The organism is Catenulispora acidiphila DSM 44928, from assembly GCF_000024025.1.
GTDB lineage: Bacteria > Actinomycetota > Actinomycetes > Streptomycetales > Catenulisporaceae > Catenulispora > Catenulispora acidiphila.
The window spans coordinates 387,727-411,873 of record NC_013131.1 but is presented as its reverse complement, the minus strand read 5'-3'; the positions used below and the strand labels follow the sequence as shown (position 1 = coordinate 411,873).

Annotated in this window: 22 protein-coding genes; 9 read left to right on the top strand and 13 right to left on the bottom strand. The window is 71.3% G+C overall.

Annotation, left to right across the window (positions count from 1 at the left end; translation table 11 throughout):
- Nucleotides 1-19: 19 nt before the first annotated feature.
- The 5 genes from CACI_RS44910 to CACI_RS44905 are packed head-to-tail and all read right to left on the bottom strand — an operon-like array spanning nucleotide 20 to nucleotide 4,706.
- On the bottom strand, nucleotides 20-988 hold the full coding sequence (locus CACI_RS44910) for a GAF domain-containing protein (RefSeq protein ID WP_012784615.1): 969 nt from the start codon (nucleotides 986-988) through the stop codon (nucleotides 20-22).
- A complete protein-coding gene (locus CACI_RS01825; RefSeq protein ID WP_012784614.1) occupies nucleotides 985-1,620 on the bottom strand; it encodes a GTP-binding protein in 636 nt (211 codons plus the stop codon). The genes CACI_RS44910 and CACI_RS01825 overlap by 4 nt, the downstream gene beginning before the upstream one ends.
- Nucleotides 1,601-1,972, bottom strand: a complete 372-nt coding sequence (locus CACI_RS01820; protein WP_012784613.1) for a DUF742 domain-containing protein — start codon at nucleotides 1,970-1,972, stop codon at nucleotides 1,601-1,603. Before CACI_RS01820 ends, CACI_RS01825 begins: the two co-directional genes overlap by 20 nt.
- A complete protein-coding gene (locus CACI_RS50910; RefSeq protein WP_012784612.1) occupies nucleotides 1,969-2,400 on the bottom strand; it encodes a roadblock/LC7 domain-containing protein in 432 nt (143 codons plus the stop codon). The genes CACI_RS01820 and CACI_RS50910 overlap by 4 nt, the downstream gene beginning before the upstream one ends.
- Nucleotides 2,397-4,706, bottom strand: a complete 2,310-nt coding sequence (locus CACI_RS44905; RefSeq protein WP_012784611.1) for an ATP-binding protein — start codon at nucleotides 4,704-4,706, stop codon at nucleotides 2,397-2,399. The genes CACI_RS50910 and CACI_RS44905 overlap by 4 nt, the downstream gene beginning before the upstream one ends.
- A gap of 670 nt (nucleotides 4,707-5,376) precedes the next feature.
- On the opposite strand from CACI_RS44905, the gene CACI_RS01805 reads away from it, so the two are divergent.
- The 4 genes from CACI_RS01805 to CACI_RS01790 all read left to right on the top strand — a co-directional run bounded on the left by CACI_RS01805 (nucleotide 5,377) and on the right by CACI_RS01790 (nucleotide 8,983).
- Nucleotides 5,377-6,348 (top strand): alpha/beta fold hydrolase, encoded by a 972-nt coding sequence (locus tag CACI_RS01805; RefSeq protein ID WP_012784610.1) that lies wholly within the window; start codon nucleotides 5,377-5,379, stop codon nucleotides 6,346-6,348.
- Between the two features lie 10 nt (nucleotides 6,349-6,358).
- Nucleotides 6,359-7,183 (top strand): transglutaminase-like domain-containing protein, encoded by an 825-nt coding sequence (locus tag CACI_RS01800; RefSeq protein WP_012784609.1) that lies wholly within the window; start codon nucleotides 6,359-6,361, stop codon nucleotides 7,181-7,183.
- Nucleotides 7,184-7,382: 199 nt separating this feature from the next.
- The gene (locus tag CACI_RS01795) at nucleotides 7,383-7,655 is read left to right on the top strand and encodes a hypothetical protein (RefSeq protein WP_012784608.1); all 273 of its coding nucleotides are present in this window, start codon (nucleotides 7,383-7,385) and stop codon (nucleotides 7,653-7,655) included.
- Between the two features lie 131 nt (nucleotides 7,656-7,786).
- Nucleotides 7,787-8,983, top strand: coding sequence for a globin domain-containing protein (locus CACI_RS01790; RefSeq protein WP_012784607.1), 1,197 nt, complete (start codon nucleotides 7,787-7,789; stop codon nucleotides 8,981-8,983).
- A 22-nt stretch (nucleotides 8,984-9,005) separates the two neighbouring features.
- On the opposite strand, the gene CACI_RS01785 is transcribed toward CACI_RS01790, so the two are convergent.
- Complete coding sequence (locus tag CACI_RS01785; RefSeq protein WP_012784606.1) at nucleotides 9,006-9,461, bottom strand: RrF2 family transcriptional regulator; 456 nt, start codon at nucleotides 9,459-9,461, stop codon at nucleotides 9,006-9,008.
- A 198-nt stretch (nucleotides 9,462-9,659) separates the two neighbouring features.
- On the opposite strand from CACI_RS01785, the gene CACI_RS01780 reads away from it, so the two are divergent.
- The gene (locus CACI_RS01780) at nucleotides 9,660-10,202 is read left to right on the top strand and encodes a hypothetical protein (RefSeq protein ID WP_012784605.1); all 543 of its coding nucleotides are present in this window, start codon (nucleotides 9,660-9,662) and stop codon (nucleotides 10,200-10,202) included.
- Between the two features lie 90 nt (nucleotides 10,203-10,292).
- On the opposite strand, the gene CACI_RS01775 is transcribed toward CACI_RS01780, so the two are convergent.
- Entirely contained in the window at nucleotides 10,293-10,934 is a 642-nt protein-coding gene (locus tag CACI_RS01775; RefSeq protein ID WP_012784604.1) for a hypothetical protein, read from the bottom strand.
- 340 nt (nucleotides 10,935-11,274) lie between these two features.
- Here CACI_RS01775 and CACI_RS01770 point away from each other — a divergent pair, with 340 nt between their 5' ends.
- Nucleotides 11,275-11,946: a hypothetical protein gene (locus tag CACI_RS01770; RefSeq protein WP_012784603.1), complete on the top strand. Its 672-nt coding sequence runs from the start codon at nucleotides 11,275-11,277 to the stop codon at nucleotides 11,944-11,946.
- Nucleotides 11,947-12,053: 107 nt separating this feature from the next.
- On the opposite strand, the gene CACI_RS01765 is transcribed toward CACI_RS01770, so the two are convergent.
- Nucleotides 12,054-13,070 (bottom strand): AsnC family transcriptional regulator, encoded by a 1,017-nt coding sequence (locus CACI_RS01765; RefSeq protein WP_012784602.1) that lies wholly within the window; start codon nucleotides 13,068-13,070, stop codon nucleotides 12,054-12,056.
- A gap of 134 nt (nucleotides 13,071-13,204) precedes the next feature.
- Here CACI_RS01765 and CACI_RS01760 point away from each other — a divergent pair, with 134 nt between their 5' ends.
- The 3 genes from CACI_RS01760 (at nucleotide 13,205) to CACI_RS01750 (ending at nucleotide 17,916) form a co-directional block, all read left to right on the top strand.
- Nucleotides 13,205-14,740 carry an MFS transporter gene (locus CACI_RS01760; protein WP_012784601.1) on the top strand — a complete coding sequence of 512 codons (1,536 nt, stop codon included), beginning with the start codon at nucleotides 13,205-13,207 and terminating at the stop codon, nucleotides 14,738-14,740.
- A gap of 115 nt (nucleotides 14,741-14,855) precedes the next feature.
- Nucleotides 14,856-17,588, top strand: a complete 2,733-nt coding sequence (locus CACI_RS53405) for a S53 family serine peptidase (RefSeq protein WP_012784600.1) — start codon at nucleotides 14,856-14,858, stop codon at nucleotides 17,586-17,588.
- Nucleotides 17,589-17,691: 103 nt separating this feature from the next.
- Nucleotides 17,692-17,916, top strand: a complete 225-nt coding sequence (locus tag CACI_RS01750) for a hypothetical protein (protein WP_012784599.1) — start codon at nucleotides 17,692-17,694, stop codon at nucleotides 17,914-17,916.
- A gap of 86 nt (nucleotides 17,917-18,002) precedes the next feature.
- Here CACI_RS01750 and CACI_RS01745 read toward each other — a convergent pair whose 3' ends face one another.
- The 5 genes from CACI_RS01745 to CACI_RS01725 form a co-directional block, all read right to left on the bottom strand.
- Complete coding sequence (locus tag CACI_RS01745) at nucleotides 18,003-18,458, bottom strand: RrF2 family transcriptional regulator (RefSeq protein ID WP_012784598.1); 456 nt, start codon at nucleotides 18,456-18,458, stop codon at nucleotides 18,003-18,005.
- Between the two features lie 88 nt (nucleotides 18,459-18,546).
- Nucleotides 18,547-19,380 carry a DUF1684 domain-containing protein gene (locus CACI_RS01740; RefSeq protein ID WP_012784597.1) on the bottom strand — a complete coding sequence of 278 codons (834 nt, stop codon included), beginning with the start codon at nucleotides 19,378-19,380 and terminating at the stop codon, nucleotides 18,547-18,549.
- 129 nt (nucleotides 19,381-19,509) lie between these two features.
- Nucleotides 19,510-22,053, bottom strand: a complete 2,544-nt coding sequence (locus CACI_RS44900) for a cell wall-binding repeat-containing protein (RefSeq protein WP_012784596.1) — start codon at nucleotides 22,051-22,053, stop codon at nucleotides 19,510-19,512.
- Between the two features lie 167 nt (nucleotides 22,054-22,220).
- On the bottom strand, nucleotides 22,221-23,300 hold the full coding sequence (locus CACI_RS01730) for an inositol-3-phosphate synthase (protein ID WP_012784595.1): 1,080 nt from the start codon (nucleotides 23,298-23,300) through the stop codon (nucleotides 22,221-22,223).
- Between the two features lie 131 nt (nucleotides 23,301-23,431).
- A complete protein-coding gene (locus CACI_RS01725; RefSeq protein WP_012784594.1) occupies nucleotides 23,432-24,037 on the bottom strand; it encodes a PadR family transcriptional regulator in 606 nt (201 codons plus the stop codon).
- Between the last annotated feature and the right edge of the window lie 110 nt (nucleotides 24,038-24,147).

The window sequence follows — 24,147 nt, the reverse complement described above, 5'->3', positions numbered from 1 at the left end:
CGCCCCGCGCCGACCCGCCTCACCTGGTGTCGCTGAGCGCCCCGATGTCCGCGGCGATCTGCGCGGCCCGGTTCAGCACGGTCGCCGCGTCGCTGTCCCGCAGCCCGAGGGTGAGCACCGCCGAGGCGTGGCCGGGTACCCGGACCGGGACCGCGGCGAAGATCACCGAGCCGGTGGCGGGCTCGCTCAGCGGGATCGGCGCGGTGGTCGTCGGCTCGCCGCCGCGGTCGAGGGTCTCGATGACGGCCAGGATGCCGACCGGCGCCAGGTGCGGGAAGGCCTCGAGGGCGGGTGTGCCGAGTACCTGGACGGCGCCGAAGAGCTGATCGTGCAGCGTGTTCGCGTACAGCACCTCCAGTCCCGGACGCGCCGCGATCATCGCCGTGCCGCCGGCGTTCTCCAGGATGGCGGCGATCTTCTGCCGACCGCTGATCTCGGCCAGGACCTCGTCGCGCGCGGCCTTGAGGACCTGAAGGCCCTGATTCCCCCAGGAGTTGCCGTCGGATTCGCTGCGCGGCGCCGGGTCGATCGCGCACACCGTGCCGATCACCGTGCCGCCGTCGTCGATCAGCGGCACGCCGATGTAGCTGCGGACCCCGAGCTCGTCGACGATCGGGTTGCCGCGGAACCGGGAGAAGTCGAAGACGTCGTCCAGGGTCAGCGCGGCCTTGCGGCCCACGACGTGCACGCAGAAGCCCTGGTCCATGGCCGCGTAGCGGCCGGGGTCGCCCAGGAACGCCGCCTCGCCGCTGCCCGGCTCCTTGCCGTACAGCCCCACCAGGTACTGGCCGTTCTCGCCGACCATGTTGACCATCGCCGCGGTGGCGCCGGTGGCCTCGGCGGCCCGGCGCGCGACCTCGTCGAAGACCGAGTCCGCCGTGGCGGACAGGCTCAGCTCCCGCTGGCGCGCCGCGCGCGCGGCGGCGTCCGAGGGCGCCGGCTGCCCCAGCCGCAGGGCCGGGGTCTGGAAGTCGTCGCGGTCTGTCATATGTAGCTTCCTTCATGCGCGGCCAGCTCGGGGGCGGCGGGCCGGACGGGCCGAAAGTCGGTGCTCTGCAGGTGCTTCACCAGCGCGATGAGCACGTTCACGGCCGAGGTGCGCGAGCGGGCGTCGCACATCACCACCGGCACCTCGGCGCGCAGCTGGAGCGCCTCGCGCACTTCCACGGAGGTGTAGGCGAACCGCGCGCCTTCGAACTCGTTGACCGCGACCAGGAACGGGATCCCGGTGCGCTCGAAGTAGTCCACGGCCTCGAAGGAGTCCTCGATGCGCCGGGTGTCGACCAGCACGATCACCCCGAGGGCCCCGATGCACAGCTGGTCCCACATGAACCAGAACCGCTCCTGGCCGGGCATCCCGAACAGGAACAGCACGTATTCGTTGGCGATGCTGATCCGGCCGAAGTCCAGCGCGACCGTGGTGGTGGTCTTGCCGCCGGTCAGCGCGATGTCGTCGACGCCGACGGAGGCCTCGGTGATCGTCGCCTCGGTCTTCAGCGGCGCGATCTCGGAGACCGCCCCGACCAGCGTGGTCTTGCCGACGCCGAAGCCGCCGGCTATCAGCAGCTTGAGGCCGCCGGGAAGATTCTCGGAGGCGCGGTCAGAGCTTGTAGAGGGCATCCAGCACCTTCTCCAGAAGGTCTGTGCTCGGCCGCGCCCGTTCGAAGACGGGCACCGGCGCGCGGGTGTCGATGGCGCGCCAGCCGAGCAGGTCGGACAGCAGGATCTTGGTCACTGCCAGCGGCAGCCCGGACAGCGCCGAGACCTCGGCGACCGAGATCGGGCGGTCGCACAGGCTCAGGATGTCGTCGTGGTCCGGGCCCAGGTCGCTCAGGGCCCGGCCGGTGGCCACCACGTAGGTCACCAGGTGGAAGTCGGCGTTCGGCGCGGTCCGGCCGCCGGCGACCGCGTACGGCCGGATGAGGCGGCCGGCCGCGGAGTCGACGAAGGCATCGGGATCGCCCCGGCTCACGACCGGGCCCGGGCCGCTGCCACCGCGCCGTCCGCGGCGCCGCGGGGAGCCGTGGACAGTTCCCGGACCACGGCGGTGACGCAGCGCTGCATCTCGAAGCCGATCTGCCGCGGGTCGGCCTCGCGGTCGGCCAGCACGCCGATGCAGGTGCCGGGACCGGCGGCGCCGACGCACAGGAACGCGCCGTCCAACTCCACCACCACCTGGCGGACGCCGCCGGCCCGGACCGTCTTGCCGATGGCGGTGACGATGCCCCACATCCCGCTCTCGGCGGCGGCCAGGGTGTCGGCCTCGTCCTTGTTCAGACCGGTCGTGTACGCGCGGACCAAACCGTCCGTCGACATCAACAGCACGCTGCGGGCGGCCGGAATGCTCTGCAGCATCCGGTTGATCAGCCAGCTGAGATTCTCTTCGGTCTGGGTGCTCACTGGTTCCACTCCTGACGGTTCGCGGTGGTGCGATCGTGCTGCGAAGGGTCCGCGCCGGCCGCCGGGGGGCCGGCCGGTGCGATGCCCGAGGAAAGGCCTTGCCAGAAGTCCGACATCATCGTCGGGGAAAGCGCGCCGCCGCCGTGCGGGTTCTCCTGCGGCTCGGCCTGGAGCAGCCGCGCGGAGATGTGGCCCTGCGGGGTACGGCGGCGAAGCTGTGGACGGCCGTCGGGCAACAGGCCCGGAGCCTTCTCGGACGCCGGCTCGGAAGCCTGCTCGCCCGCCGCGGACCGGTCGCCGAGGCGGGACCACGGCGGCACGGAGGTACCAGTACCCGGCGCGGGGTACCGGTCGGGGGTCAGCGGCAGCACGGCGGTGTCCGGGCCCTGAAGGGAGTACCGGTCGGGCTGCGCCGGCGCCGGTGTCCCGAAGTCCTGCGCCGGGTACCGATCGGTCTGCGCCGGCGCTGCGGCGCCTAACTCCGAGCCCTGATACATGTCGGCCGACGGCGCCTGGAAGGACGCGACGGAGCCGGTGGGGCCCGGCACCGGCGCGGCGGCGGTCGGCGCGGAGGCGCCGCCGGTCACCGGCGGGTTGATGGACGGCCACTGCGGCTCGGCGGGAGCCGGCTGGGACCATGCCTGGCGGCCTTGGCCCGACTGGAAGGAGTCGGGCTGCGCGTAGCCCTGCTGCGCGGTGCGGGCGGCCTGGTCCGCGGCGGCCGGCGAGGTCGGCAGCGGTGACGTCGGCAGCGGCGGCGGCGTGGCCCGGATCGGTGTCGGCTGGCCGGCGCGGGCTGACTCCTGCGCCGCGGCGGCGGGCGAGGTCGGCAGCGGCGGGACGTGCGCGGTGGCCGGCGACGACAGCGGGGGCGGCATCGAGGCGGCGACCGGGGACAGCGAGGCGGCCGAACTCGGGGCTGTGGCAGCGGTCGAGGCGGTCGAGGAGGTCGTGGCCGGCGGAAGGGTGTCCGGCAGCGGCGCGAGCGCCGGCCGGGCCGGCAGCTGCGTGTGGTCGATGCCGCGGCGCGGCTGATGCCCCTTGTCCGCGGGCAGCTCCTCCGCCGCCAGCAGCGCGTCCGGGATCACCACGAGCGCCATGGTGCCGCCGGTGACGTTCGGCGCCAGCTCGACCGCGATCCCGTGGCGCTGGGCCATCTTCGCGACCACGGACAGGCCGATGCGGCCCTGGGAAAGCAGATCCTTGACATTCGCCCCCGACGGGTCGCGCAGCAGCGTGTTCAGCCGCCGGAACTGGTCGGACTCCATGCCGATGCCGTGGTCGTTGATCTCGATCGCCAACCCCGCGGACACCCGGTGCGCGCCGACGGTGACCTTGGTGGTCGGGTTCGAGTAGTTGGTGGCGTTCTCGACCAGCTCGGACAGGATGTGGATGACGTCGGAGACGGCGTGGCCGTGGATGCGGCCCGGCGCCCGCGGGATCACCTGCACGCGGGGGTAGTCCGGGGTCTCGGAGACCGCCGAGCGCTGCGCCACGGTGACCGGGACCGGGTGCGTCCACTGCCGCTGCGGAAGGGCTCCCACCAGCACCCCGATGTTCTCGCCGTAGCGGCGGACCTGGGTGGCCTGGTGGTCGATGCCGAACAAGGACTTCAGGAGCTTGGGGTCCTCGACCTCGTTCTCCAGCTCGTCGAGCCGGTTGATCTGCTGCAGCACCAGGGTGAGCAGCCGGCGGACCAGCTGGGCGAAGATGACCTGCAGGTCCACGCCCTCCTCGGAGACGGCGATCGGACCGGCCGCGGCCTTGGTCGCCGCGGCCAGCGTCGCGGCGGCCTCGGTGGCGTTCGCGACGACCTGCGGAGACATCGGGGGCGGCGGCGGAGCCTGCTGCGGCAGCGGAGCCGGGGCGGGCTGGGGTCGGTGCTGCTGGTGCTGCGGCTGCTGGTGCGGCTGCGGCTGGGGCTGGGGCTGGGGCTGCGCCATCGGCGGCGGCGCCTGCCGGGGGTCGGGCCCGCCGAAGGCGGGGATCTCGGTCGCGCGGCCCGGACGCCCGGCGAAGGCGAGGGTGGCCGCGACGACCGCGAGTATCAGACCGCCGAGAACCCAGACGGCGGTCATCGTGCCGCTGCTTATGTGATAGCCGGCCGAGTGCGCGCCGTCGACGACGAGGACGATCGCGGCGCCGGCCAGCACCGCCGAGCACACCGAGGGAGCCACGACCCAGGCGGTCGGCCGTCGGCCCGCCGGCCGGCGCTCCGCGCCCGCGGCGTTGTAGGCCGAGTGCCGGCCCGGTGCGCCGTGCCCGGGACGCGGCGGCGCCTCCTGGACGCGGTCCGCCGCGGTCACCGGACGTCACCGCCGGCGCGGCTGCGGCTGCGAGCAGATACGGAAGCCATATGCCAACCCTACGTTCGGAGTCGATTACGAAGTGGATACCGGCTCGAATTCGAAGAACATATCAGAAACCTGACAAAGATGTGCCATGATCGACGCTGAACCCATTACATCAGGAGCCCCGCGCGAGGCCATATCTGAGGCCGTGGATAAGGGTTTCACGCCAGGCGCGCAGGTACCGGACGCGAGGGTGGACGCCCCTGGTCCCGCGGCCGTCCGCCGGCGCCCGAGCACCACCGGCACAGCGGAGCCCGAAGGGCCCGCGGTCCGGCGTGCGAGTCCTCAGCACACCCCCCAGCCCTTGCTCCGCACACAAGTTCCCACCCACGCCCTTACCAACGCGCGAACCCGCGATCGGTTACGCAACCGCTTCAGCCTGGCGGGGTTCGCCGGGTTCGGACAGGTTCAGGGCGTAAAGACTTCGGAAAACCGGCTGGGGCACAAGGCAAACCTTTGGGGCGTCTTTATACAGACCGCTGATTCTCCACCCGGGCCGAATTGGTCTGGACCACAGGGAAAGATCGAGGCGGGCGCGAAGAGATGACGAGATCTCATCTTCCTCACGGGTCACAACTTCCCCGATTGCGGCCCGGGCGCCGTCCCGGTCGGCGAAACTGGCCCGGTGAACAAGCGGTCAGTGATGGTCGGCGGGCTTCGGATGAACGTCGTCGAGGCCGGTTCGGGACCGGACGTCGTCGTGCTGCTGCACGGGTTCTTGAACTACTCCTACTCCTGGCGGCATCAGGTGCGCGACCTCGCCGCCGCCGGATACCGCGTGCTCGCACCGGATCTGCGCGGATACGGCGAGACCGGGTGCCCGGAAGACGTCGAGCAGTATTCGATGCTGCACTTGGTCGCGGACGTGGTCGGGCTGCTCGACGCGTTCGGGATCGAGCGGGCGACGGTGGTCGGGCACGACTGGGGGTCGGTGCTCGCCTGGCACACCGCTTTGCTGCGGCCCGATCGGGTGCGGGGCGTGGTCGGGTTGAGTGTGCCGTACGTACCGCGCGCCGATATCAGCCTTCTGACAGCGATGCGCGAGCGGTTCGGCGATCTCTACTACATGCAGTACTTCCAAGAGGTCGGGCCCGCGGACCGGGAGCTGGCTCGCGATGTCGCGGCGACGTTCCGCAGTGTTCTGAGTTCGGGGTCGGAGCCGTGGAATCCGGTGCTGCCCGAAGGCGGCGGGTGGCTGGACTGCTTGCCGGACAAGGGGATTCCGGACTGGCTGACCGCCGCCGATCTGGACGCCCACGTCGCCGCCTTCGAGCGCAGCGGCTTCACCGGCGCGCTCAACTGGTACCGGAACATCGACCGCAACCATGAGCTGACCGCCGCATGGCAGGGCGCGAAGATCCAAGTGCCCGCGCTGTTCCTCTATGGAACGCGCGACGCCTTCGGACGTTATGCGTCGGAGCTGATCGACGATCTGCCGCGCTCCGTGCCGGATCTGCGGAGCGTCGTACGCCTGGACGCGGGGCACTGGGTCCAGCAAGAGCGGCCGGATGAGGTGACCGCCGCGTTGGTGGACTTCCTGGAACGCGACCGGGACCGCGATGGAGCGCGACCGATGCCTGTGGGTGCCGCTCTCTAGGCTCGGCTCCATGGCGCCCCTTATCGATTACCGCTCCCCGGGACTGTTCACCGATGTGCGCGGCGTCGAACCCGCCGCACTGCGGGGCGTCGCAACGGATCCGGTCGATCTTATTCGGCCGGTCTCCCGGCTGGTGATCCAGCCGCACGAGGCCGAAGCCGCGGGGATCGCCGCCGAAAGGCTTGCGGAGAACCAGATCCGGCCGGCGGCCGTGCTCGTCGAGCGGCTGCTGGCCGTGGACGCCGCGCCGCTGAGCGAGCCGCGCGAGGCCGGCAAGCGGGTGGTGGGGACGTGCCGGCACTTCGCCGTGCTCGCCTGCGCGCTGCTGCGGAACGCGGGATACGCGGCGCGGGCGCGCTGCGGGTTCGCGACGTACTTCCAGCCCGGCCAGGCGCTCGACCATTGGGTCATCGAGTACCGGCTCGACGACGCCGCACACTGGATCCGCCTGGACCCCGAGACCCTCGGCGGCAGTGTGCTGCCGAACGCCGACGACCTGTCGCCCGGCGATTTCCTCACCGGCGCTGAGGCATGGGCGGCGTACCGGCGCGGCGAGGTGGACGGCGCGACGTTCGGCGTCCACGGCACGGAGAACTTCGGCCCGGCGGAGATCAAGGGCAACGCGGTGAGGGACCTCGCGGCGATGAACAAGGTCGAGACCCTGCCGTGGGACGAGTGGGGACGCATGACCGACGCCTACGCCGGTCTCACCGGCGAGGACTACGACGCATTGCTCGACGAATTGGCGGCGGCCTGCGCGAGCGACGACGATCGCGCGCTGAGCGAGCTGTATCGAGACCCGGTGTTCGAAGTGCCCGCTGAGCTGCTGCTTTGAGTGGTCGACGGCAGGCCTCTGAGACAGTTTTGAAGCGGCGTCCACGGGCGATCCGCAGTGCCTTCGCAGCCCTCTGATCCCCGACACGCCAGTTCGACCTGGACGCCACGGAATCAGCCTCGCGGAGCGATAGCCTTCCCTCTTCCACCGGTCCGCGCCAGGGCTCGCCCCCGGCGCCCGAACCCCCAGGAGCCGCGTCATGGCCCAGGTCAGGCTGCCGCGTCAGCGTTCGTCGGAGACGGTCAGCGTCCGGGTCGGCGGGTATGCCGGGCGGGTGACCGTGGTGCGTCCCGACGACCGGCCGCCGCAGGTGCTGCTCATGGCCGGCGGGCACGGGTCGACGGTCGCGGGGTTCGCCGACGCCATCGGGACGGCGATCAGCCTGGGTCTGGCCAACGGCGCCGGGTTCGACGACTACCGGGTGGCGCTGGAGCTGGTGGGGCTGAGCGCCGACCAGCTCGAGCGGGAGTGAGGCGCACCCCTCGGCGGGAGTGAGCCCTCCCCCTTAAAAGTGGTATCTCCAATGCGTGTTAACGTGAGCGCGCTGGACGTTCCGCCGACCGGCGGGGCGTCCGGCACGTCTGCACCACGTGAGGAGTCACCGTGCTTTCCGAGCAGTCGGCCGCGACCGTCCGCGCCACCCTTCCCGTCGTCGGCGCCGCGATCGGCGACATCACCGAGCGCTTCTACGCCCGGCTTTTCCAAGCCCATCCGGAGCTGTTGCGCGACCTGTTCAACCGGGGGAACCAGGCCGCGGGCACGCAGCGGCTGGCGCTGGCCGGCTCCATAGCGGCGTTCGCGACGCAGCTGGTGGAGCAGCCCGGCACGCGGCCGGACGCGCTGCTCTCGCGCATCGCGCACAAGCACGCCTCGCTCGGCGTCAGCCCGGCGCAGTACAAGGTCGTGCACCAGCACCTGTTCGCGGCGATCGCCGAGGTGCTCGGGGACGCCGTCACCCCGGACGTCGCCGCGGCCTGGGACGAGGTCTACTGGCTGATGGCCCACGCGCTGATCGCGATCGAGGGCCGGCTGTCCACCGAGCGCGGCTACCTGGTGGGCGGCACCTGGCGGGACTGGGAGGTCGTGGGGCGGCGCGAGGAGACCGCCGACGTGGCCTCGTTCCTGCTGCGGCCGGTCGGCGGCGGGACCCCGCAGCCGTTCCAGGCCGGGCAGTACGTGTCGGTGCAGGTCGAGCTGCCGGACGGGGCGCGGCAGATCCGGCAGTACAGCCTGACGTCGGCGCCGGACGCGGCGGTCCGGCAGATCGGCGTGAAGCGCGAGCGCGGGACGGACGCCGATCCGGCCGGCGAGGTCTCGAACCACTTGCACGACACCGTGCAGCCGGGGCACGTGCTGCGGATCTCCGCGCCGTTCGGCGACTTGGTGGTGGACGCCGGGGCATCGGAGCAGCCGTTGCTGTTGGCCTCGGCGGGAATCGGCGTGACACCGATGATCTCGATCCTGGCCGAGCTGGTGAACCGCGAGCACGCGGCGCCGGTGCTGGTCGTGCACGCCGACCGCAGTCCGGAGGCGCACGCGCTGCGCTCCGACCAGAACATACTGGCCGCGAAGCTGATCAGCGGCCGGACATACTACTGGTACGAGAACGACGCCGGGGAGTCGGGGCGCGTGGGTCTGGCGGATCTGAGCGACGTGGAGATCCCGGCCGGGACCGCCGCGTTCCTGTGCGGGCCGTTGCCGTTTATGCGCGCCATGCGGGAACAGCTGCTCGCCAAGGGCGTGCCCGCCGCCGACATCCACTACGAGGTCTTCGGACCCGACCTGTGGCTGGCCGCCTAGACAAGCAGTGCCCTGATCAGCGTCACGGCCGCCCCATCGCGATCGACAGCAACAGCGGACCGGTCGGCGCGGCGGTCACATCCTCGACCGTGAGCTGGTCGAGCGAGGCGTAGAAGGCTTCCTGGGCGGCACGCAGGGCACTGCGAAGCCGGCAGGCGGCGTTGAGCGGGCACGGATCCTCGCCGTCGACGCAGGCGGCGAGGTCGCCCGAGCCCTCGAAGGTGCGCACCACCGCCCCGACCGAGGCGACGCGTCCGGCCGGGGTGAGCACCAGTCCGCCGCCGCGTCCCCGGCGCGCCTGCACCAGGCCCAGGTGTTGCAGCTTCCCGACCACCTTCGCCATGTGCGTGCTGGCGGCGCCCATCGCCTCGGCGACGCCGCGGGTGGTCGGCAGCTCGTCCGGGTGGGTGTCGGGCGGGACCACGGCGAGCCTCATCAGCAGGCGCAGGGCCAGATCCGTGGACTTCATCAGGTGCATGGGGCGAGCCTACGTCGCGGCCTGCATATTTGGTATTCCCGGTACGACTTTGAGGAACGCGCTCCTGTTCCACTCATCCACGTTCCACCCACCCACGTTCCACCCGCCTTCCACCCCCGGATGGAAGCGGCTCCAACCGGCTCGCTGCGAATCTCGAGATGTCAGCAAGACCGGGCAGGGCCAAGAGGGGAAAAGATCGTGGACGCCAGCGTGTGGATTGTGAACATCGTGGTTCTGGCCTCGGTCCTCGGGACCGACCTGGGACGGCGCAAGGTGGGCATGGCGCGTCTGCTGCGGCCGGCGATCGTGGCGGCGGTGATCGTGCCGATGTACGTGAAGCACCCGGCCACCTCCGGGAGCGGGCTGGTGCTGGAACTGGCCGCGGCGGCCCTGGGGCTGCTGCTGGGCCTGGGCGCCGCGGCGCTGCTGAAGGTGCGGCGGAACCCGTCGGACGGCGTCATCTACACCCACGCCGGGGTCGGCTACGCGGCGCTGTGGACGGCCGTCATCGGGGCGCGGCTGCTGTTCGTGTACGGCTCGAACCACTGGTTCACCGAGCAGCTCGGGCGCTGGATGACGCAGCACCAGATCAGCGTGGACGCGCTGACGGACGCGCTGGTCGTGATGGCCATCGCGATGCTGCTGGGGCGGACCGGGACGCTGGCCGCCAAGCGGCGGACCGCGGTCACCGGGCACGTCGCGACCGGGGCGTCGGCGCAGCGGACGCAGGTCGTGCGCTAAGGCGCGGGGCGTGGACGCCCGCCAGAACAACAGTCCACCGAGGCCGCCGGGCAATCCGCCCGGCGGCCTCGGTGTGTGGCGGCTGCTCCATCAGTCCATGTCGGGCTCCCGTCGGGCTCGCCAGGCGTAGACACCGAGCCCGCCGACCAGCAGCGGCACGCCGAGGATGAGGACCATCGCCTCGATCCCGCGGCGGGTGTCGTCGTCCGTCTTCACCAGCAGCTGGCGGGACAGACCGCAGACCGGTACACCGCTCGGTCCGCTCTGGGCGCAGGCCGACAGGGAGTACCAGGCCATCGCGCCGGAGCTGGAGCCGGAGCCGGGTCCCGAGCCGTCCAGCACGTCGCTGGGCCCGGTCAGCGGCTCGGCCGCCTCGGCCAGGTCCTGGACCGTCCCGGCGGTGATCTCGGCGTGGATGTCCACGGTCCGGCCGGGGAGGAGGTCCGCGGTCCAGGTGGGCATCGAGCCTGGCCCCGCGGAGGCGGCGAGGGCCGGGCTGGCGCGCAGGATGTGGAACCCGGGCGGGAGCATCGCCGTGACGGCGACGTGCCGGTAGGGCACGGTTCCGGCGTCGCGCAGCTCGATCGTGTAGTCGATCGCCGCGTGCTCGTCCGCGGGGGTGCTGCCGCCGAGGACGTCGACGGTGACGCCGGCGGGCGGCGCGGGGGTGGTGTCCGCCGCGGCCGAGGCGGCCGCGGGTCCGAGAAGCGTCAGTGCCGTGGCCGCACCCACCCGGAGCAGCCTCGGCCCGCGTTTGCCGCTCACCGGATCGGCACGGCATGTCGGAACCGGCGTTCGGCCACCTGGTCGCGTGGATCGCGGGGCAGCACCGGCAGCAGTGGCAGCACTGGCAGCACCGGGGAAGACAGCACTCGCATGGGCGATACCGTCCTTTCGCTTCGCTCGGATGTGCGGACCGCCGGGGCGGCGGCCACCCGTCCGAGCCTGCAAGCCCCGATCGCGGGCCGCATCCGCAGCGAGGCCGCGCGAGGGAACGGGATACCGCTGACGTGTTCGCCTTTGTAGACTCGAAAGCTGTCATAACACTTCATCAGCGCGGGGGAACAGCACCATGTCGACGGCCGCCGAGACCGCGGGCAGCAAGCCCATCAACTACCGCTTGAACCTGGGTGAGGGGTGGACCCGGATCCGCCTGGACGACCACGCCGAGGCCGACGTCAACGCCTTCCTGGACACGGTCTTCGCCGCGGTCCCGGCCGACGCCGCCGAGGCCGGCCGGGACCTGATCGGCGGCCGGCTGACCACGCAGATCGTCGCCGGCCGGGCCAAGGGCGGGATCGACTTCTACATCCCGACGCCGGGCGGCGGGCCGGTCCCGGCGCTGACCGTGATGGCCTCGGAGGTGAAGATCCCCAGCGCCGCGGTCCCGGAACCGGCCGACGTGGTGGCCCGGGTCGCCGCCTCGAACCCGACCGCGCGCACCGGCGTGATCGCCGGGATGCCCGCCGTGCGCATCGACCGCAGCGCCGGCGCCGGCCTGGACGCCGAGCCGGCCGGGGAGGACGCCGAGGAGGACAAGGACGGCTTCCAGCCGCCGCGGCCTCGGCACATCGAGTACGTCGTCCCGGTGGCCGGGGACCCGGACCACCGCTGGCTCTCCATCGCGCTGACCGGCCAGGCCGGCCCGGGCGGGGACGAGGCGAAGGTGGACGCCGCGATCTCGCGGTTCGACCAGGCGGTCGCCGACCTGGCGTGGACCGAGGGCGAGGGTTCGGGCGCCTGAACCATCCCGGACCGGGTCGCGAGCACCAGCTGGCGGCCCGGTTTCGCTTGTCCGGCGTCCGGCGTCCGGCGTCCGGCGTCGGGCGCTGACGGGGGCGCCGCGCCGGGTCAGTACACGGTCTCCGGCGGATCGAACAGCCGCACGCCGTCCGTGAGCAGGCCCGCACGCTTCACCGTGCGCAGCACCTGCACCACTTCCAGCTGCCCGATCTCCTTGATCGCACCCATGCGGCCGGTCACGTACTCGTACAGATCCTGGATCTCCCGGCAGACCACGACGGCGGCCAGGTTGGTGGGACCGGTGGTCGCGGCGGCGAACGGGACCTCGGGGTGCGAGCCGACCGCGCGGCCCACGGCGTCCAGGTCCGAGGGCGCCACCGCCGCGCTCACCATCGCCTCGACGTGGAAGCCCAGGTGGACCGGCAGGACCTCGACGTCGAAGTAGAGCACGCCGTTGTCCATCAGGTGCTCCACGCGGCGCCGGACGGTCGACTCGGACTTGCCGACGGCGGCGGCCAGTTCCGGGTACGGCGCGCGGCCGTCCCGCGCCAGGACGGCGAGCAGGGCGTGGTCGGCGTCGTCGAGCTCGAACTCGCCCGGGACCTCGGGGAAGTCCCGGTGCAGCGCGGCGGCCTGGTCCGCGCCGAGGTCGGCGGCCAGACCCGGCCAGCCGCCGGGACCGCCGACGAAGGCGTGCATGATCGTCTTCACCGACACCCCGGTGACCTGCCGGGTGCGCGGCAGCTTGTCGAGCAGCAGCAAGTCGCGCTCGCGCCGGGAGGGGGACCGGGTCATGCAGGACACTTCGGTGCCGCTGGCGTTGATCGTCACCCAGCCGATGTCGCGGCGGCGGGCCAGCGCGTCGGCGATCGCACCGGCCGCGCCGGGGACGCACTGGACGCGGACGTTGGACTGGTAGAGCCCGACGCGGTTGCCCAGCGGCAGGCCGATCACCCTTAGCAGGCCGCCGCTTCGCAGGCGGCGGTAGCGGCGGGTCACGGTCTGGTCGGTGACGCCGAGCACCTCGGCCAGCCGGCTGAACGAGGCGCGGCCGTCGATCATCAGGGCTTGCGCGAGTTGGCGGTCGAGGCGGTCGAACTCCTCGACGCGCTGGTCGGTGCTCATGGAAATCCATCATGACACTTGGATCGATAGAGGAAAACCGCCGAGATTCGGCGCCCAGACCTATCTATCCCGCACCCGCCTGCGACCGTCGAGACGACCAATCGAACCCCTTCGCGTCCTCGAGGAGGACCCCCATGCGCAAGTGGCTACCGCTCGTCGCGGTCTGCTTGGGGACGTTCATGCTGTTGGTGGACGTCACCATCGTCACCGTCGCCCTGCCCGACATGGCCCGGAGCCTGGACACCACGTTCGCCGACCTCCAGTGGGTCATGGACGTCTACGCCCTGGTGCTCGCCGCGCTGCTGCTGGCCGCCGGCTCGCTCGGCGACCGCGCCGGGCACCGCCGGCTCTACGTCGCCGGGCTCGTCGTCTTCGCCGCCGCCTCGCTGGCCTGCGGCCTGGCCACGAGTCCCGGCGTGCTGATCGCGTTCCGCGCCGTGCAGGGCGTCGGGGGCGCGGCGATGCTGGCCACCACGGTCGCCCTGATCAGCCATCTGTATTCCGGGCGCGACCTGGGCACCGCCTTCGGGGTCTGGGGCGCGGTCAGCGGCGCGGCCGCGGCGGCCGGGCCGATCATGGGCGGGCTGCTCACCCAGCACCTGGACTGGCGCTGGATCTTCTTCGTCAACCTGCCGATCAGCGTGGCGGCGGTGGCGATGACGCTGCGGTACGTCGGGGAGTCGCGCGGGGAGCGGCGCCGCGGACTGGACCTGCCGGGCCTGCTGACGTTCACCGCGGCGGCGGGACTGGCGACGTACGCGCTGATCAAGGGCAACGACTACGGCTGGGGCTCCGCACGCACGATCGGGGTCTTCGCCGGGGCGGCGGTGGCGCTGGTCGCGTTCGTCGTGGCGGAGCTGCGGGTGCGGACGCCGCTGCTGGACCTGAGCTTGTTCCGGCGCGGGACATTCACCGGTGTGATGATCGGTGCGCTGCTGCTGTCGGGGGCGGCGTTCTCCTACTTCGCGTACGAGTCCCTGTGGTTGCAGTCGGCGCTGGGCATGAGCCCGGTGACGGCCGGGCTGTGCTTCGTGCCGATGAGCGGGGCGGCGTTCGTCACCGCCGGACTCGGCGGGCGGCTGCTGGAGGACCGGCTCTCGCCGCGGGTGATGATCGGCGGCGGTCTGCTGCTGATCGCGGCCGGTTCGGCGGCGCAGATGCTGGTCAGCGCCGGGTCGAGCTGGACCGTGCTGGTGCCAGGACTCGTGGTCAGCGGAGTCGGGGTCGGGCTGGCCACGCCGACGCTGGTGTCGACGGCGGTCGCCGCGGTCGGGTACCAGCGTGCGGGGATGGCCAGCGGCGCGGTGAACACGGCGCGGCAGCTGGGGAACGCGCTGGGCATCGCGGTGCTCGGGGTGGTGTTCCACGCCGGGCTGGCTTCCTCGGTGCGGGGTGCGGGCGTGCCGCAGTCGGCGGCGGTCGCCGACGCGCTGGCGGCTGGGCAGACCCGCGGCGTGCTGGCATCGGGACCGGCCGCGCAACGACCCGCGCTGGAGCACATGGTGCACGCGGCGTTCGCCTCCGGGCTGCGCTCGGCGTTCCTGGCGGCAGCCGTCATGGGAGCGGTCGGCGGCCTCGCGGTGCTGGCGCTCGTGCGGCGGCCCGGCGGCGGTCACGCACCGGGGGAGCAGTCGAGCGCTGCGAACGTGCCGATCCCCGCCGAGGCGTGACCGGCGACCGACACGCGAGATATCAAAATCCAGGGATTCGCCCCCTGCCATGGCTAATGTCCTACCCGGTCACCCGGGCGGGACGAGCAGTCAGACGAGCAGAGGGCGAGTCTCCATGGTTGGGCGGTTCAGGCACGTCACGGCCACGCTGGCGGTCGCGGCACTGATGGCGGCACCGAACGCGGTGTCAGCCGCGACCACCTCCGTAACAGCAGCGGATGGTCCTACTACTGCGCGAATCGGGTTGGCCGGCGCCGACCCGGACGGCCTCCAGCAACTGGCACGCGCGGTAGCCGACCCACACAGCACGCAATACCGGCACTTCCTCACCCCCGCGCAGCTCCAGGCCAAGTACGGCCCGACCCCGGCGCAGCTGAAGCAGGTCCACCAGTGGCTCACCACCGGCGGCCTGACGATCACCGGCGAGAACGCCCACTGGATCGACGTCGCCGGCTCCTCGGCGAAGGTGCGGAAGGCCTTCGGGCACCTGCCCCAGCTGCGAATCAGGCAGGGCATCGGCGCCGGGTACGCGGCACGGGCTGCGGCAACGGTTCCGCCGGCACTGGCAGGGGCGGTGTCGAGCGTCGCGGGACTGATGCCGGAGCGGCAGGGGATGCGGCAGTTCTCATATCGGGTGATGACGGGAGCGCGGAGCAGGGCGCTGACTGGCGGCGGGGTCGATCCCGGCGGGCCGATGCAGCCGGCGCAGCCAGCGGCTCCGGGCGGGCAGGGCGGCCAAGGCGGGCCGCTGCAGCCGACTCAGGGCACGCAGGTCAACCCCGGCGGGCCGATGCAGCCAGCTCAGCCTGCGGCTCCGGGTACGCAGGGCGGCCAAAACGGTCCAGTGCAGCCGACCTTGGGCACGCAGATCAATCCCGGCGGACCGATGCAGCCAGCCCAACCGGCAGCTCCGGGCACGCAAGGCAGCCAGGGCGGTCCGGTGCAGCCGACGTCGGGCGCACAGCCAGCTCAACCAGCAGCTCCGGGCACGCAGCGCGCTTCGGTGCAGCAGGCGCCGCGCACGCAGATCAATCCCGGCGGACCGATGCAGCCAGCCCAGCCAGCCCAGCCGGCAGCTCCGGGCACGCAGCGTGCTTCGATGCAGCAGGCGCCGCGCACGCAGATCAATCCCGGCGGCCTGATGCGGCCAGCCACTCGTGAGATGCCTGCCGCGCAGGTGGATCCTGGCGGGCCTATGCAGCCGTCTGCGCCGGTGATGCCTGCGCCGAAGGGTCCTGTGGGGTCGGGGGGTGCGGGTGGCGGGGTGAATCCTGGCGGCCCGATGCAGCCGTCTGGGCCTGCGGGGTCTGCGGGCCCGGTGGGGCCGATTGTTGTTGGTGGGCCGATTCGGCGGAGTTTGCCGGGTGGTGCGGGTGGGCTGGTTTCGCCGTCCGTCAGCTCCACTGCGTGCTCTGCCGACTGGGGTGCCTCTCCGGCGGTTGGTGTGCCGGAGGGGTACAACAAGCCTGATCCGCTGGTGGCGTGTGGGCTTACTCCGAAGCGGCTGCGGGCTGCTTATGGGGTCACGGCGGCTGGGTTCAGTGGGAGGGGGGCGATCATCGGGATTGTGGATGCGTATGGGTCTCCGACCATGCGGGCTGATGCTGATGCGTTCGCGAAGTCGGTGGGGGACTTGGCTTTTGGCGCGGGTCAGTACATGGAGTCCGTGGATCGGGGTGCGTGGAAGCATCTGGGGGACGGCGTGTGTGAGACGCCTGCGGCGTGGGGTGGGGAGGAGGCGCTGGATGTCGAGGTGGCGCATGGGCTGGCGCCGGGTGCGGTCGTGCACTACTTCGGCGCGGCTTCGTGTCAGGATCAGGATATTGCCGCCATGTTGGCGTCGATTGTCGACAAGCATTTGGCTGACGAGGTGACCGGTTCGTTCGGCGAGATCATGCACTCTGCCGGTGGGGACATCGATCCGGCGCTGGTCATGCAGGAGAACCAGATCTTCACCACCGGCGCGGCTGAGGGCATCGGGTTCGCGTTCGCCACCGGTGACTGCGGGGACCAGGCGGCGGGGCTGAGCGGGCCGGGGTGCGACACTGGGTCGGCGCGGGCGCAGGTGGAGTGGCCGGCAGCGTCGCCGTGGGTGACGGCGGTCGGCGGGACGGCGCTGGCCGTCGCGCCGAACGGGACGCGGCGCTGGGAGGCGCCGATGGGCGACCTGCGTTCAGACCTGTCCGCGGACGGGAGTAAGTGGGCTCCGCTCCCGGGGCAGTTCTTCTTCGGCGGTGGCGGCGGTCTCAGTGGCGACTTCGATCAGCCGGCGTATCAGAAGGGCGTGGTGCCGGCGGATCTGGCGAGCCCGGTGGTCGGCGGCAAGGCGACTGGCAAGGCGAGTGGCACGGCGAGCGGCAAGGCAGCCAGCACGGCAGTCGGCCCGGCGAAGCGCACCGTCCCCGACGTCGCGATGGACGGCGACCTCCTGACCGCCGTCCTCACCGGCCACACCGACCCGACCCTCGGCGGCTACGGCCAGGACGTCATCGGCGGCACCTCCGCCGCCGCGCCGATGTTCGCCGCGGTGCAGGCGGACGCCATGCAGGCGGCGGGCGGCGCGCTCGGCTTCGCCAACCCCGCGCTGTACAAGCGGTCCGGCACGAAGCAGTTCACTGACATCGTCGCCGGCCCGAAGGGAGCGCCGAACCCGATCTCGGCGGTCGTGGACCACGGCACGTTCGGCGACGTGCACGAGGCGCGCCTGTTCAAGCTGGGCGCGGACCACGGCCTGAGCGCCCGCAAGGGGTACGACACGGCGACCGGGCTCGGCTCACCGACGGCGGCGTACATCACCTCGTTCAAGCCGGCGCCGAGCAAGACCGGCACCGGGAAGAAGAAGCCTTGAGCCCGGAGAACGACGGCCGGCGATTCGCCCGAAGGGGGCAAGCCGCGTAACCGGCCGGGCGCGGCGGAGGTTGGGCGCCATGAGCTGATCGGAAGGAACCCTCATGCGCAAGTTCGCGACCTTCGCCGCCCTGGCCCTGTCCGCCGGAACCGCCGTCGCCGGCGGAGCCTGCGTGGCCAACGCCGACGTCAACCTCGGCGTCGACGCCCCGACCACCAGCACCGCGCCGGCCGCCGGCAGCATGGACTTCGCGGGCACATGGTGCGGCGCGCCCTGGCTCTGGTCGGGGCAGCAGGCCGGCGCGGGCTGCAACGCTCAGGGGCATTAGGAGAAGACTCAGCGCCGCGGCCAGGGCTCAACGAGTTCTGGCCGCGGTGAGTGCGAAACGCGTGTGAGCAGGCGCGCGCACCACCCTCACCGAGGCAGCCAAGCCTCCGGCGACTCCGCCATCCGCCGCACGTGCGCCGGCAGCTTGCCGCTGAGTACGTGCGCGAGGCTCGTCTCGTCGAGCACCTTGCGCAGCGCCGCGCGGGCGGCGACCCAGACGTCGGAGAGGTGCTGCGCGGCGTTGCTGTACTCGGTCTCGTGAGGGCGCAGGCCTCGGACCTCGGCCAGCGGACCGTCCACGGCGCGGATGACCTGGCCGATGGAGATCGCGGAGGCCGGCCGGGCCAGGGTGTAGCCGCCTTCGGCGCCGCGGTGGCTGCGGATGAGGTCGGCGCGGCGGAGTTCGACCAGGATCGATTCGACGAACTTGCGGGGCAGACCCTGGTGGTCGATCAGGACCGTGGACTTCACCAGGTTCGGTCCGTGGGCCGCGAGCTCGAGCATCACCCGGACCGCGTAGTCGGCTTTTGCTGAGATCTGCACGCTGCCGATGCTAACAGCCGGTAAACCCATCGGTTCCGTGGGAATTGATGGTCCGGCGTCGTCTAGGGCCGAATGCGCACCGGACCGGTCAGGTTCGCACCTCGCGCCGCTTCTCCCCCGCCGCCACGGCCAGCTCCAGCCTGTTGCCGACCGGCGGGACCGGGCATATGAAGTGGTCGCTGAAGGCGCAGGGCGGCAGCTGCGCGCGGTTGAAGTCCAGGACGGTCGTGCCGCTGTCGGGGTTGTCCGGGTCGTCGAGGTGCGGCGCCGGAACCGTCAGCTGGCGGAAGCCGAACGTGTCGGGCCCGTTGGTCGCGTCGCCGAAGGTCACGTCGAAGTCCTCGCCGCCGTTGGCCGTCACGGCGAGCCGGTACTCGGCGCCGCCGTGCTCGAAGACGAGGTCGCCGTTCAGAGCGAGCCCGCGCTCTTTGCCGTCGGCGTTCAGCACCCGCTCGACATGGCCGTGGACGTACCGCTCGTACCGCGCCGTGAAGACCAGCGCCGGGTCGTAGGGGAAGCGCGAGATCCCCGCGAAACTGCGGCGGTTCTCGGCTTCGGGGTCATAGACCCGCAGCGCGAGGACGCCCTCGCGGATGATCGGCACCAGCTTGCGGCCGTGGTGGAACAGCACGCTCGGATCCAGCGCGAGATCAGGGTCGAGGAACCGCACGCCGTCGACCGGGACGCCGTCGACCAGCAGCGCGTCGGCGGGCAAGGCGGTGACGCTCACCCGATGGCCGGCAGCGGCCCACAGACCCGGCAGCCCGTCGATCGACACGGCCGGACCCTCGTCCAGCCAGTGCGTCCCGACGAGAGCGAGGACGCCGTACTCGCCGGACACCGACGCCTCGCGCTTCTCAGCCCACTGATACCAGTCGGCGGGAGCGGCGGGGATCGTCGCGGTCTGCTCCGTCTCGGACATGCGGGACTCCCTAGCTTCCCTATGGGCATTGCCTTGCGGAGGGCAACGCCGAGGGGAGCTATAGGTATTCCGACGAAAAATCCCGGCATCCGAGGTGATTCCTCGGATGCCGGGCTCGTAGCGTAAAGCTCAGCGCCGCTCGACCCCGCCGACCGCGTGCGCGATCTGGTCCATCACGGCCTGCTTGAGGGCGACCGGCCCGCCGAACAGCGTGACCGCCGACAGCTGGCTGCGCATCCCGTGCAGCAGGGTGGTGTCCGACGGCGCCAGGGCCGTCGGCGCCGTCAGCAGCAGCGGCTCGTTGGCGTTGGCCATGAACGCGCCGCCGGTCAGGGCGTCCGCGAACTGCGTGCCGGTCGCCACGCCGAACTGGGTCACCGGCATGTCGGCGGCGAAGCGGGCGGCGACGGCGGCGGCCGTCTGGTACCGGTCGTTGCCCATCAGGGCGTGCGACTGGCTGCCCAGGTAATGGGTCGCCGCGACCGCCGCGCCGCCCACCGCGTTGAGGTGGAAGGCCGGGTCCGCGGCGCCGTTCTTGCGCTGCGCGCCGGCGATGTAGGCCTTGGTGTTCGCGTCCAGCGTCTTGCCGTTGGACAGCAGGATCGCGTTGCCCTCGTCGGCCGCCAGCGGGCCGGCGGCCAGGGCGTCGGCGAAGTCCTGGCCGGTGGCCACCACGACCTGGTGCGGGGAGCCCATGCCCTGCTGGGCGATGAGCAGCGCGGTCTGGTAGCGGTCGGAGCCGCCGAAGCGCTTCACCGTGTAGCCCAGAGCCACGAGCTGCGACTGCACCTTCGGCGAGACCGCCTGGTTGCCGCCCAGGATGTAGACCGTCTTGCCCTTCGGCAGGACCCGCTTGATCTCGTTGGCGGTCACCGGGTTCAGCGCTCCGGGCTCGGTCAGCAGCAGCGGACCGCGGTCGCGCTTGGCCAGCGGGGTGCCGGCCAGCGCGTCCGGGAAGTTGTCGCCGCGCGCCAGGACCACCGCGTCGGCGATCGCCCGGGGCGTGTTGTCGCCGCCGGCGTTGGACCACTGCGCCTGCGACACCGCGACGCCGGTCCCGTAGCGGTCGGTGCCGGACAGCCGCGAGACCGCGGTGGGCTGCACCGGCGGGACGTTCGGCGGGGTCGGGTTGCCGGAGTTGGTGAAGCAGCCCCGGCTGTGGTGGTTGAGGAACTCCGCCATGTAGGCCTGCGCCGTGATCTGGCCGACCCGCTGCTCGGCACCGACGTAGGAGTTCTCCGCCTTGTCGCCCGGCGTGGTGGCCGGGTTCCACGGCTGGTAGGTCTGCCCGTCGCCGAACCGGCTCTGCAGGCTGATCTCGGACTGCAGATGCGTCACGGCGTTCGCGGTCGCGGTCGGCGCCTGGTTGTTCTCACCGACCAGATACGGGCTGTAGGCGCTGACCAGCGCGTCGAAGGACCCGTAGTACGCCGGGAACTGCGTGCCCCAGTCATTGCCCTGCGGGTAGTTGATCTGAGGCGAGCTCGTCGACTCGTAGATCGGCTTCCCGTCGGGCGTCTTGGCGGTGACGTCCTGCGTCAGGTTGTTCGGGTCCGGCGCGTAGGGGAACGACGTCTGTGTGGTCAGAGCCTTGTACGTCAGACCGACGTTGTTCGTCGCAGCCTGCGGCGCGCACTGACCGGCCAGCGCGAAGGTCCCGACCTGCTGCAAGGACTGGTCCAGCGCCGTCATGTACAAGGGATGCAGGATGTCGTGGTTCTGCACCGTGCCGTCGGCCTGCATGTTGTAGCCCTGGAGCCACTGGTTCAGCTGGCGGCCGTTGACCACGGCGTTGCCGGCAGCGGAGTTGGTGAGGTCGTCCGGCGTCGCGGTGTCCGCGATCAGCAGGTCCTCGTTCCGGCGCTGCCACCTGGCGGCGTTCGGGTGGTTCGGCATCATCGCCACGGCCAGCCCGAGCAGCTGCGCCTCGTAGTTGTCCTCCTCGGCCTTGGTGTCGCCGGGGGTGACGTCGGTGCCGCCTCTGTTGTACTGGTACAGCTGCTGGCTGCCGGTGTCCGAGGTCAGATAGACGTCGTTGCCGGTGAGCAGCCGGTTCGCCTCGTCGGCCATCATGCGGGCCACGTCGTTGCGTTCGGAGGGGGACAGCTTGTCCCACACCAGCCACGCCGCCTGTCCGGTGTAGAACGCCCACAGCGGCGACTGCCAGCTGTTGCCCCACGTGGACACGCCGGCCAGCGAGTTGTTGGCGTAGTAGCGGTGGGCCAGCGCGCGCACCATGGTCGCGGCGCGGTTCTCCGCCTCGTCGGCGCTGATGCCGGAGGCGCCGGCGTCCCAGTCGCCCAGCTTCACCGCGGTCGCGATGGACACCGCGGCCATGCCCGGCAGGCGGAAACTCTGCTCGGGGACGGCGCCGGGGATGTCCAGGTTCAGATATCCGTCGGAGGCCAGGCTGTTGCCGTAGGTCTGGTTGTACCAAGTCGTCCCCAGGTACCGCGCGGAGTTGCGCAGAATCTGCGCGAGCTGCGTGCTCACCTGGTCGGTCGGCGCACCGCCGCCGAACATCGCGGGGTTGATCGCCACGACGTCCGCCCCGGAGGCGGAGACGGTGATGCTCGCGGCCGAGGCCGTGGGGGCCGAGACGACGCTACCGCCGAAGGCCGCCCCCGCCACCACGAGACTCGATATGACCGATATTTCGCGCTTGCGGCCCATGTAAGACTCCTTGCGTATTCAATGCCTCCGGGAGCCTACGCGAACTGCCCCGGACCTGAGCAGGCCCGGGGCAGTATTTTGAGGCGTAAATCGTCTACGGCCTATGGTCTAGACGACTGGACAAGTGCTGGTCGCATGTGCTGCAGACCCCTTGTCCGAGCAGGGACTCAGCGCTCGACTTCACCCTTGATGAAGGCCTCGACGGCGTCGCGCGCCTCGTCGTCGAAGTACTGCACCGGCGGGGACTTCATGAAGTAGGACGAGGCCGACAGGATCGGGCCGCCGATACCGCGGTCCAGCGCGATCTTGGCGCAGCGCACCGCGTCGATGATGACGCCGGCGGAGTTCGGGGAGTCCCAGACCTCGAGCTTGTACTCCAGGTTCAGCGGGACGTCGCCGAACGCGCGGCCCTCGAGGCGCACGTAGGCCCACTTGCGGTCGTCGAGCCAGGCCACGTAGTCCGACGGGCCGATGTGCACGTTGCCGGCGCCGAGGTCGTGGGACAGCTGCGAGGTGACGGCCTGGGTCTTGGAGATCTTCTTGGACTCCAGGCGCTCGCGCTCGAGCATGTTCATGAAGTCCATGTTGCCGCCGACGTTCAGCTGCATGGTGCGGTCCAGCACCACGCCGCGGTCCTCGAACAGCTTGGCCAGCACGCGGTGCGTGATGGTCGCGCCGACCTGGGACTTGATGTCGTCGCCCACGATCGGGACGCCCGCGGCCTCGAACTTGTCCGCCCAGGCCTTGGTCCCGGCGATGAACACCGGCAGCGCGTTGACGAACGCCACCTTGGCGTCGATCGCGACCTGCGCGTAGTACTCGACGGCGGACTGCGAGCCCACCGGCAGGTAGCACACGACGACGTCGGCCTTGGCGGCCTTCAGCGCGGCGACCATGTCGACCGGCTCGGCGTCGGACTCCACGATGGTCTGGCGGTAGTACTTGCCCAGGCCGTCGTTGGTGTGGCCGCGCTGCACGACCACGCCGGTCGGCGGGACGTCGGCGATCTTGATGGTGTTGTTCTCGCTGGCGCCGATGGCGTCGGCCAGGTCCAGCCCGACCTTCTTGGCGTCGACGTCGAAGGCGGCGACGAACTCCAGGTCGGAGACGTGGTAGTCGCCGAACTGGACGTGCATCAGGCCGGGGACCTTGGCGTTGGGGTCGGCGTCCTTGTAGTACTCGACGCCCTGCACCAGCGAGGCGGCGCAGTTACCGACGCCGATGATCGCTACTCGAACCGAACCCATGGACGGTTTCTCCTTCATCTTCCGCACCCGGGGGAAACGGGCGCGTTCTTCTTCTGCTTCATGGAAATGGGGACAGTGGCCGGCCGGCTCCGGCCGGGCCTCGCGGTGTGACCTCCGCCGCGCCTGGGGCGCTAGGAGGGCCGGGGCTCCGGGGAGCCTTGCTGGGGTTGCTGCTGCGGTGGCGCCGGGAACGCCTGCTCGTGCTCGGTCCTGATGAGCTCGTTGAGCCATCTGACCTCGCGCTCGGTGCTCTCCAAGCCGTGCCGCTGAAGCTCCAGGGTGTAGGAGTCCAGCCGGTCGCGGCTGCGGGCGAGCGAGGTGCGCACCGCCTCCATCCGCTCCTCCAGACGGCTGCGCCGCCCTTCGAGGATGCGGATCCGGACGCCGGCGTTGGTCCGTCCGAAGAACGCGAAGTGGACGCCGAAGTTGTCGTCCTCCCAGGCCGCCGAACCGGAGGTCGTCATGAGCTCCTGGAACCGCTCCTTGCCCTCCGCGGTCAGCTTGTAGCTGATCTTGGCGCGGCGCGAGGCGGCGACGTTGGCCGTCTGGGTGTCGTCCTCGGCGATCCAGCCTCGGGCGACCAGGTCCTTCAGACAGGGGTACAGCGTCCCGTAGGACAGCGCGCGGAAGGCGCCGAGCTGCACGTTGAGCTGGCGGCGCAGCTCATAGCCGTGCATCGGGTGCTCGTGGAGCAGGCCGAGGACGGCCAGTTCCAGGATCTGGGACCGCTTCGCCACCGGGTGCTCCTTTCCTTGCCGACCGTGCTCGCCGTACGGTTGCGTACGCCGCCGTCTCCTCCGATACATCGGGCGGATACACCAACTCGATACAGCCGCTCGATGTATCG